Source organism: Duganella callida (genome assembly GCF_004614165.1).
Classification (GTDB): domain Bacteria; phylum Pseudomonadota; class Gammaproteobacteria; order Burkholderiales; family Burkholderiaceae_D; genus Rugamonas; species Rugamonas callida.
On record NZ_SPVG01000159.1, the window covers coordinates 18,597 to 27,542 of the forward strand.

9 protein-coding genes and 2 pseudogenes are annotated in these 8,946 nt (G+C 61.8%); 3 read left to right on the top strand and 8 right to left on the bottom strand.

All coding sequences use genetic code 11. The features are described 5' to 3' along the window. Positions 1-19: 19 nt before the first annotated feature. Together E4L98_RS15665 and E4L98_RS30050 are read right to left on the bottom strand one after the other, a co-directional pair. A complete protein-coding gene (locus E4L98_RS15665; RefSeq protein ID WP_135202486.1) occupies positions 20-1,621 on the bottom strand; it encodes an ABC-F family ATPase in 1,602 nt (533 codons plus the stop codon). A gap of 453 nt (positions 1,622-2,074) precedes the next feature. Continuing rightward, entirely contained in the window at positions 2,075-2,404 is a 330-nt protein-coding gene (locus tag E4L98_RS30050) for a hypothetical protein (RefSeq protein WP_167761342.1), read from the bottom strand. 615 nt (positions 2,405-3,019) lie between these two features. Between E4L98_RS30050 and E4L98_RS31290 the strand changes: the two are divergent. Next, positions 3,020-3,112: pseudogene (locus tag E4L98_RS31290) on the top strand (PEP-CTERM sorting domain-containing protein); the annotation flags it as partial. 61 nt (positions 3,113-3,173) lie between these two features. On the opposite strand, the pseudogene E4L98_RS15680 reads toward E4L98_RS31290, so the two are convergent. Then, positions 3,174-3,287, bottom strand: a pseudogene (locus E4L98_RS15680) (PEP-CTERM sorting domain-containing protein); the annotation flags it as partial. 618 nt (positions 3,288-3,905) lie between these two features. On the opposite strand from E4L98_RS15680, the gene E4L98_RS15685 reads away from it, so the two are divergent. Further along, positions 3,906-4,544 carry a hypothetical protein gene (locus tag E4L98_RS15685; RefSeq protein WP_167761343.1) on the top strand — a complete coding sequence of 213 codons (639 nt, stop codon included), beginning with the start codon at positions 3,906-3,908 and terminating at the stop codon, positions 4,542-4,544. 92 nt (positions 4,545-4,636) lie between these two features. After that, a complete protein-coding gene (locus tag E4L98_RS15690) occupies positions 4,637-5,137 on the top strand; it encodes a hypothetical protein (protein WP_135202490.1) in 501 nt (166 codons plus the stop codon). Here E4L98_RS15690 and E4L98_RS15695 read toward each other — a convergent pair whose 3' ends face one another. From E4L98_RS15695 to queE, 5 genes are all read right to left on the bottom strand, one after another. Next, the gene (locus tag E4L98_RS15695) at positions 5,138-6,058 is read right to left on the bottom strand and encodes an LD-carboxypeptidase (protein WP_135202491.1); all 921 of its coding nucleotides are present in this window, start codon (positions 6,056-6,058) and stop codon (positions 5,138-5,140) included. It lies immediately after the preceding gene. Positions 6,059-6,067: 9 nt separating this feature from the next. Continuing rightward, positions 6,068-7,009: an alpha/beta fold hydrolase gene (locus tag E4L98_RS15700; RefSeq protein WP_135202492.1), complete on the bottom strand. Its 942-nt coding sequence runs from the start codon at positions 7,007-7,009 to the stop codon at positions 6,068-6,070. A gap of 75 nt (positions 7,010-7,084) precedes the next feature. After that, the gene (gene tadA / locus E4L98_RS15705; protein WP_135202493.1) at positions 7,085-7,570 is read right to left on the bottom strand and encodes a tRNA adenosine(34) deaminase TadA; all 486 of its coding nucleotides are present in this window, start codon (positions 7,568-7,570) and stop codon (positions 7,085-7,087) included. Further along, a complete protein-coding gene (gene queD, locus E4L98_RS15710; RefSeq protein ID WP_135202494.1) occupies positions 7,560-8,009 on the bottom strand; it encodes a 6-carboxytetrahydropterin synthase QueD in 450 nt (149 codons plus the stop codon). The genes tadA and queD overlap by 11 nt, the downstream gene beginning before the upstream one ends. A 2-nt stretch (positions 8,010-8,011) precedes the next feature. Continuing rightward, on the bottom strand, positions 8,012-8,647 hold the full coding sequence (queE, locus tag E4L98_RS15715) for a 7-carboxy-7-deazaguanine synthase (protein ID WP_135202495.1): 636 nt from the start codon (positions 8,645-8,647) through the stop codon (positions 8,012-8,014). Between the last annotated feature and the right edge of the window lie 299 nt (positions 8,648-8,946).

The window sequence follows — 8,946 nt, forward strand, 5'->3', positions numbered from 1 at the left end:
TGCGGCGGGATTTTCGTCATCAGGCGATGCCTTGGCTGCTCAGATACTCCTCGTAGCCGCCGCGGAAATCGACGACTTCGTTTTCCTTGATCTCGATGATGCGGTTGGCCAGCGACGACACGAATTCGCGGTCGTGCGAGACAAAGATCAGCGTACCGGCATATTTGTCCAGCGCGATGTTCAGCGACTCGATCGACTCCATGTCCATGTGGTTGGTCGGCTCGTCCAGCAGCAGCACGTTGTGACGGCCCAGCATCAGCTTACCGTACATCATGCGGCCCTTCTCGCCGCCGGACAGCACCTTGACCGACTTCTTCACCTCGTCGCCGCCGAACAGCAGGCGGCCGAGAATCGAGCGCACGGCCTGATCGTCGTCGCCTTCCTTGGTCCAGTCGCCCATCCAGTCGGTCAGGTTGACGTCCTTGGCGAATTCCTCGGTCGGATCCTGCGGCATGTAGCCGACATTGGCGTTTTCGGCCCACTTGATGGTGCCGTGGTCGGCGCTCAGGCCGGTGATGTCCTGGCCGCCGATGCAACGCAGCAGCGTGGTCTTGCCGGCGCCGTTGGCGCCGATGATCGCAATGCGCTCGCCCGCTTCGACCATGATGCTGAAGTTGTTGAACAGCGTGCGGTCGTATTTTTTGCTGAGACCTTCCGCCTCCACCGCCAGGCGGTGCAGCTTCTTCTCGCCTTCGAAGCGCACGAACGGATAGGCGCGCGAGGATGGCTTGATGTCTTCGACCTTGATCTTGTCGATCATCTTGGCGCGCGAAGTCGCCTGACGCGCCTTCGACTTGTTGGCCGAGAAGCGGCGCACGAAGTCCTGCAGTTCGGCGACCTTTTCCTTCGCCTTGGCGTTGTTGGCCAGCTGCTGGTTGCGGGCCTGGGTCGAGGCCAGCATGTAGTCGTCGTAGTTGCCCGGATAGATCTTCAGCGTGCCGTAATCCATGTCGGCCACGTGGGTGCACACCTGGTTGAGGAAGTGGCGGTCGTGGGAAATGATGATCATGGTGGAGTTGCGCTCGTTGAGCACATCTTCCAGCCAGCGGATGGTGTTGATGTCCAGGTTATTGGTCGGCTCGTCGAGCAGCAGGATGTCCGGATTCGAGAACAGCGCCTGCGCCAGCAGCACGCGCAGCTTCCAGCCCGGCGCGATGGCGCTCATCGGCCCCTGATGCAGGTCGATGGCGATGCCCACGCCCAGCAGCAGCTCGCCGGCGCGCGCTTCGGCGGTGTAGCCGTCGTATTCGGCGACCTTGCCTTCCAGGTCGGCGGCCTTCATGTAGTCGTCGTCGGTGGCGTCGGGATTGGCGTAGATGGCGTCGCGTTCGGCCATGGCGGCCCACATCTCGGTGTGACCCATCATCACCACATCCAGCACGCGCATCTCCTCATAGGCGAACTGGTCCTGGCGCAGCTTGCCCAGACGCTCGTTCACGTCCAGCATCACGTTGCCGGCCGACGGCTCCAGGTCGCCGCCGAGGATTTTCATGAAAGTGGACTTGCCGCAACCGTTGGCGCCGATCAGGCCATAACGGTTGCCATCGCCGAATTTGACGGAGATGTTTTCAAACAGCGGCTTGGCGCCGAACTGCATCGTGATGTTTGCTGTGGATAGCATTGGTGTGTTGGGCTTTTCTGAATCAAATCATGCGGTTAAGCGGAAAGCGAGCATTATACACGCCCACACTGATGCACCGCATGTAACTGATGCAATCCGCTGCCTACATCGTATTGTCGTCCGAGTCGGCGTTCGGTACTTTTTTGGGGGCATAACCATCCCACATCTCTTTTTCCCAGGCCCCTCCCCTTGCTTCTTGGGTACGTCCCATTCCCATGGCGGCCGGCAGGGAGCGCCATTGTGCCAGAATTGCACGTACTCCTGCACCTCGGGGGCGAACCGGTTACGGTAAATCCAGCGCAACTCCGCGCCAGTAATGCCTCTCTTCTCGGCGTCCTCGGCCTGATAAAACATGCCGCCCCGGCGATCCGGCTTGGCCGTTTGCTTTTCGACTACGGACTTAAAATCCAGAGTATCCAAGAGAAAGTGCACCGCGATCTTTTCGTGCACCGCTCAATCGATGCCGCCTTTGCATTTGCGCCGGATCGCTTCCGTGCTTTTGCCCGTGACTCTTAGTAATTGTACTTGCTTAAACGCTTGCTGATCTTCGGGCGCCAGGGCGCTCCGGTATTTTGAATGCACGTTTAAAAACGCAGCGAACTCGTCCCGCTTAACGTCAAAGCCTGGATTAGGAGCATCGCCTGCGGCTATCTGCAGCTGATCGATTGTGAAAACGTTTCCCCTGAACGGACTTTTTGGCTGCCAAAGCCTGCGGGTGCTCTTCAGTCCGTACAGCAGACTGCCCGATCTTACCGTGTGATCTGTCTCATTGTGAAATGGCATGGCCAGACTCCACTAGTGTGTTCTCACCATTATAGGAAGATTGCATTGACCAAAACTCATGAATTTTCACCAGATGTAGCATTTGGTCAACACTTATCGATTCATTAATGATATTATTCAAAAAGCTATTCAATCCCTCAACTTTGGAGTCGAAGCATGAAAAAATTGTTCGCGGCCGCCGTACTTGCCGGCGCCGGTTTTGCCGCCCACGCCACCACCGTCCCGGTAAATCTGAACCCGGGCGAGTCGACCGGCACATTTGGTGGATTCAGCTACACCGGCATCGTGTCGCTGGGTGGCCCTGCCATCATCAACCATCTGAGCGAGGGTACCGCCGCTATTTCCTATAATGCGGGGCTGTTCAACTTCCGCGGCATTACCCTGAATTTCACGCCGTGGGATCTGGGTGGCAGCGAATCCATCGGCTGGGATCTGAACCCCTACACCGTGGTCATGACGTTCAAAGACCTGAGCGGCAATGTGATCGATACCGATTCCTTCCTGCTCAACTACGGCCCCGATCAGACCGAACTGAAGAATGTGGCCGGCGTACACTCGATCGAGTTCTACTCGCCACGTCAGGGGCAGGCCACTCCGCGCTTTTACAGCCTGGAAATCAGCGCGGTGCCTGAACCGGCAACCTACGGCATGCTGCTGGCCGGCCTGGGCCTGATGGCCTACGTGGCCCGCCGCAAGCAAAATGTCTAAGCGCTAGCGCGCATAAAAAGGGGCTGCCGCGGCAGCCCCTTTTTTCTTATGTCCGGCGTGCTTACGCGCGGCTGGCGCGACGGCGCGCGAACCCCACCAGCGCCAGGCCGCCCAGCAGCATCGCGTAGGTTTCCGGTTCCGGCACGGCGCTGATGTCCAGCGCAACAAAGCGCGGCTGCATGCGGGTAATCCTTCACCGCCTCGGTCGTCGAGAAAACGATTTCGTGTACACCGTACACATCCTTGGTCAAGGTCTGATCACGCGACAAGCCTTCCACCGTCAGCGAATCGGTGCCGATCACCGCGCCGTTTAGATCGTTGAAGGTGAGCGTCACGTTGTAAGGGGAAAAGTCCCAGCCGATCTGCCCGCTGCCGCTCAGGTCATAAGGAGTGAAATTCAACGTCGCCGCATGGTAGTTGAACGCCCGGCATCGTAGGAAACCGAGCTGGTGAAATTGTTGAAACCGCTAAGCCGCTGAATAACCGGACTGCTGCCAATCGATCGAAATTCGTATAAGTAAAGCCGCCATAAGAACCGCTGGTTGCACCGCGCGGAATATCCATGTACACGGGTACCCGCCTGGGGGCGGTGCTGCACAGGCCAGCCAACATCGATTGCTAACAACTTTTTCATAAGACTTTCTTAACAGATGGGGGAAATTATTGTAATAGCAATAGTTGCCATAAAACCCATCAATTTGTCACAACTACCAGTTTACGTTTTACTTTAAATTCATCCAGTTTCATGCCGATGAGGTAAGATGTGACGACAGCATCGGGAGGAAACATGGGCATGATCAAGATCGCATTGCTGGCATGCGCTGTCGGCGCATCCACCTGTAGTCTCGCCGCCAGCTACAGCCAGACCGGTGTGGCCAACGATATTCCGCTGTCGGACGTCGTGAACGGCGGTTGGCGCCTGGTCAGCGAAACCAATTATGGCGACTCCAGCGCCATCGCCGATTTGTTCGCCGGCATCGCAGCGGACAGTCAGGTGCTGATCGGCGCTAGGCTGAAAGGCAGCGCGGTGATCGATGTCATGGCCGGCGCCACGCTGGCGGAGATCACCACCTACACGCCGCTCGACGTGACGCACCAGGCCAATGGCGCGGAATGGTACTTCAATGCCGACTCCATGGGTTTTGCCGGCGCCGGCAAGCAGATCCGCCAATTTACCGCGGATGTCGAAGACTATGCCGACCGCAGCCGGCTTAGCTGGCACACCTCGCTGTCGGCAGGGATGTGGGTGCAGGATGCCGATCAAGCGCCGCGCTACGTTTTCAACGGCTGGCGCAGTGGCGACAACACCGATATTTATGCGCCCACCGAATGGCAGCGGCTGGTGTTCGCGCCGGTCCCGGAAGCACCTGGCCATCTCATGCTGCTGAGCGGACTGGCCGGCCTCGCCATTGCGCGTCGCCGCTGGCGGTGAAGCGCCATGGCTGACGCTGCGCTTCGTTGCCGATATAATCAGGTGACGATGGCGCCGCAGACCTGCGGCGCCCGCAACCTGGAAAACGTTCGATGAAAGCTTTGTTTGTTTTGCTGGCACTATCCGGTTCTGCCATGGCCACCGATGCCGACTTGCTGCGCTGCCGCGCCATTGCGGATATCAGCAACCGAGTAGCCTGCTACGATGCGATCCCTGCGGCGGCCGTCGCACCGACGGCCGCACCACGCACTGCTACGGCTGCGCCCGCGATTGCCGCGGCGGTGGCGCCAGCGTCGGCTGCAACCGCGTCGGCCGATGCCACTGCGAGCTTCGGCCTGAGTGCGACGCAGCTGCGCAAAACCAGCGAGCCCAGCGCCATCGAAAGCACCCTGCTCGGCACCATCGACGGTTGGGGGCCAAGCACCCAGTTCCAGCTGGCGAACGGCCAGATCTGGCGCGTGGCCGACGACAGCAGCGGCTATGTCACCGAAAAGCAGAATCCGAAGATCAAAATCAGCCGCAACTCCTTCGGCACCATGTTCCTCGAAATCGAAGGCGCCAACCAGGCGCCGCGTGTGCGCCGGGTGCAATGATCACAGAGTGGGGTAATCGCTGAGCGTCAGGTCGAAGCCGCGCGGCGCCGAGCGCAGATCCGCCATGCCGCCATACGGCAGCGTGGCGCGCTCCTTGATATGGCCGAACGGCAGTCCGGTCAGCACCGGCATCGGCAGCGTCGCGCGCAGATAGGCCAGCATGGTCTCGAAGTCGTAGCCGTTGTCCATCGGCCCCAGCTTGTAGCCCGAGAAATCGCCCAGCACCAGCGCGCGCTGTCCTTCCAGCGCGCCGGCGTAGTACAGCTGCAGCACCATGCGCTCGACGCGGTAGGGATGTTCGCTGATGTCCTCGAGGAACAGGATGCCCTGCTCCAGCGCCTGGAAGTATGGTGTGCCGAGCAGGCTGACCACCATCGCCAGATTGCCGCCCCACAGCCGGCCGCTGACGTCGATCCGCGGATTGTCGGCCGTCCCGTCGGCCACCGTGCCGCGCACCGCATGGGTCGGGCCGCGCAGGCAGTCCCAGAACTGTTCCATGGTGTAGGCCACCGGTTCCGGCCGGATGAAGTCGTCGCAGATCATTGGTCCGGCGAAGCTGATGCGGCCGGTTTGCTTGAGCAGCGGCATCTGGAAAGCGGTGAAGTCGCTGTAACCGACGAACAGCTTGCCGCTCTCGGCCATCTTGCCGAAATCGATCTTCGGCAGCAGGCGTGACATGCCGTACGAGCCGCGCAGCGCAATCACCACCTGCACCGCGGGATCGGCCGCCGCGGCGTTCAACTGCGCCAGCCGCCATTCGTCGCTGCCGCCGAAGCGCTGGAATTTTTTGTCGTCGTCGTAGTAGTTATGGACCAGGAAGCCCTGTGCCCGCAGCCGCCGCACGCCCAGTTCCAGCGCGGCGGGATCTGGCGGACGGCCGCTCGGCGCGGCGATCGCGATGCCGATGTTCGGTGTACTCAAAATGTCTCTTTAATGATGGGTGCCGCTGCCGGCACGATGCGGCGACAGCGGCGGAAGCTCGGCCACCATATTACCGCGCAGGTGCTGCTCCAGCAAGGCAAGCAGCCGTTCGATCAGTTGCGCGGGAAAATCGTGGCCCATGCCTTCGATCACATGCAGGCGCGCGCCGGGAATCGCCTGCGCCGTGTCGACGCCGCAGGCCAACGGCACCAGTGCATCGGCGGCGCCGTGGATCACCAGCGCCGGACAGCGGATCTTGCGCAGCAGCGGCGTGCGGTCGCCCGAGGCAAAGGTGGCCGCCATCTGCCGCGCCACGCCGTCCGGATTGTCGCCGCGTTCGATCGCCCGCTCGATATTGGCGCGCAGTACGCGCTCGGGCGTCGGAAACGCCGGGCTGCCGACCACGCGGTACACCTCGATCACGCGCTCGACCATCGCCTTGCGGTCGCGCGCACCGGCCGAGCGCATCATGGCCAGCCGCGCGGCGCCGCTCGGACCGGGCAGGCCGCGCCGTCCGCTGCTGGACATGATGGAGGTGAGACTGAGCGTGCGCGCCGGGAAACGCGCGGCGAAAATCTGCGCGATCATCCCGCCCATCGAGGCGCCGACCAGATGCGCGCGCGCGATGCCCAGCGCATCGAGCAAGCCCAGCGCATCGTCGGCCATGTCGTTGAGGGTGTAGGCGGCGCCGTGCCTGAGCCCGGCCAGCGATTTCAGATACGCCCAGGCCACATTGGGCTTTTTGTGCTGCCGCAGCTTGCTGGACAGGCCGATGTCGCGGTTGTCGAAGCGGATCACGTAGTAACCCTGCTCGACCAGGCCATCGACCAGGTCGGATGGCCAGGCGATGAGCTGCATGCCCAGCCCCATGATCAGCAGCACCGGCGGGTCCAGCGGATTGCCGCTGGTTTCATATGCGATGGTGATGCCGTTTGCCTGTACGGTAGCCAAAGCCGCCTCCGGAGTTCATGCTGGACACATTGCTTTCAGCATACCATCTTTGCCCGGGCGGCGGAACCGCCGGCCTCACAGCTGTGTCGCGTCCTTGGCCGATCTGGCCGCCGCGCGGCGCGCCGCAAAGAAGCCCTTCAGCATCGCGCCGCAAGCGTCCGCCAGCACGCCGCCGGTGACGCCGGTGTGGTGGTTGAGCCGCTCCTGCCCGAACAGATTGACCACCGAGCCGCAGGCGCCGGTCTTGGGATCGGCCGCGCCATACACCACGCGCGCCAGCCGCGCATGCATCATGGCGCCCGAACACATCACGCACGGCTCCAGCGTCACATACAGCTCGCAGCCCGGCAGACGATAGTTGCCGAGCTTTTCGGCCGCCGCGCGCAGGGCGACGATTTCCGCGTGCGCGGTCGGATCGTGGCTGCCGATCGGCTGGTTGCAGCCGACCGCGATCACTTCGCCATCCCTGACGACGACCGCGCCCACCGGGACCTCGCCCAGGTCCCACGCCTGCTGCGCCTGTTCCAGTGCCAGGCGCATGTAGACGTCGTCACTGGCCATCGGTGATCTCGGCCCAGCAATTCGGGGTTTCGTGCAGCACCAGCTTGTGCAGGTGCAGGCCGGTGCCGTAGCGGTCCTTGTACGCCGCCTTGAGGATGCCGAACGCTACCTGGGCCAGGTTTTCCACGGTGGGGATGCGGTCGATCACCACGGTCTTGTGGTTGGGCAGCGAGGCCAGGAATTCGCGTACGGCCGTGTCCTTTTCATAGACCAGGAAAGCGTGGTCCCAGACATCGACCAGATGCTCCTTGGCCAGCGCCTTGATATCGGAGAAGTCCATGATCATGCCGTTGTCGGAATTGCCCTCGACGTCGATGATGTTGCCGGTCAGGGTGATTTCCAGCGTATAGCGGTGGCCGTGCAGGTTGCGGCACTGGCTTTTGTGGTCGGGAATGCGGTGGCCGGCGTCGAATTCCAGCTTGCGGGTGATGGTCAACATGATTACGGTATCTGTAAAAGTTTATGGGTTTGCAGGCTCAGTTTCCATTGCGGATTGCGCCGGCAGGTGTCGATCGCCAGTCGGGTATTGAACGCGGCCAGCGGGCCGTCCATCGGCTGCACGTAGAAATGGTCGAAGGCCAGGCCCTCGTACACGGACAGATCCTGATTGGTCTGCGGAATCACCACCTTGATTTCACTGCCCTTTTTCACCACCAGTTCCGCGCCCATCTTGGGGCTGACGCAGATCCAGTCGACGCCGTCCGGCACCGGCAGCGTGCCGTTGGTTTCGATCGCGATGGTGAAGCCGACCGCGTGCATGGCGGCGATCAGCGGCGTGTCCAGCTGCAGCAGCGGCTCGCCGCCGGTGAACACCACGTATTTGCTGGCCGGATAGCTGGACGGCCACAGCGCGTCGATCGCCGCCGCCAGCTCGACCGGCGTGCGGAACTTGCCGCCGCCTTCGCCGTCGGTGCCGACAAAATCGGTGTCGCAGAACTGGCAGGTGGCGCTGGCGCGGTCGCTTTCACGGCCGCTCCACAGATTGCAGCCGGAAAAGCGGCAGAACACCGCCGGCCGGCCGGCGTGCGCGCCCTCGCCTTGCAAGGTGTAGAAAATCTCTTTGATGCTGTAAGTCACGATAGTTCCCGGTAGGACAACCCTCAATTATATCCCAAGCCACCCACTTCCGCGCGGCGAACGCTTGTTGATATTTCGCAATGCTGCCAGAAGGCAAGGCGGCTATGTTGACGCTTGTGCACGTCAACCGGGGGAACCTACACCATGAGATACGCGCCGCTGCTCGTTGAAATCGATGCCGTATTTGCCGCCCTGTGCCTGCTGGCGGCGCTGGCCGCCGTGTTGCTGTGGCGGCATCAGTGCGCGCGCGCGGCCCGGGCGCTGGCCCAGGCGCGCGCGCAGATCGCCCGGCTCAGCAG

Coding starts and splice junctions, on each gene's coding strand:
- E4L98_RS15665 (WP_135202486.1), bottom strand. CDS start 1,621: ATGCTATCCACAGCAAACATCACGATGCAGTTCGGCGCCAAGCCGCTG.
- E4L98_RS15685 (WP_167761343.1), top strand. CDS start 3,906: ATGATCAAGATCGCATTGCTGGCATGCGCTGTCGGCGCATCCACCTGT.
- E4L98_RS30050 (WP_167761342.1), bottom strand. CDS start 2,404: ATGCCATTTCACAATGAGACAGATCACACGGTAAGATCGGGCAGTCTG.
- E4L98_RS15690 (WP_135202490.1), top strand. CDS start 4,637: ATGAAAGCTTTGTTTGTTTTGCTGGCACTATCCGGTTCTGCCATGGCC.
- tadA (WP_135202493.1), bottom strand. CDS start 7,570: ATGGCCAGTGACGACGTCTACATGCGCCTGGCACTGGAACAGGCGCAG.
- queD (WP_135202494.1), bottom strand. CDS start 8,009: ATGTTGACCATCACCCGCAAGCTGGAATTCGACGCCGGCCACCGCATT.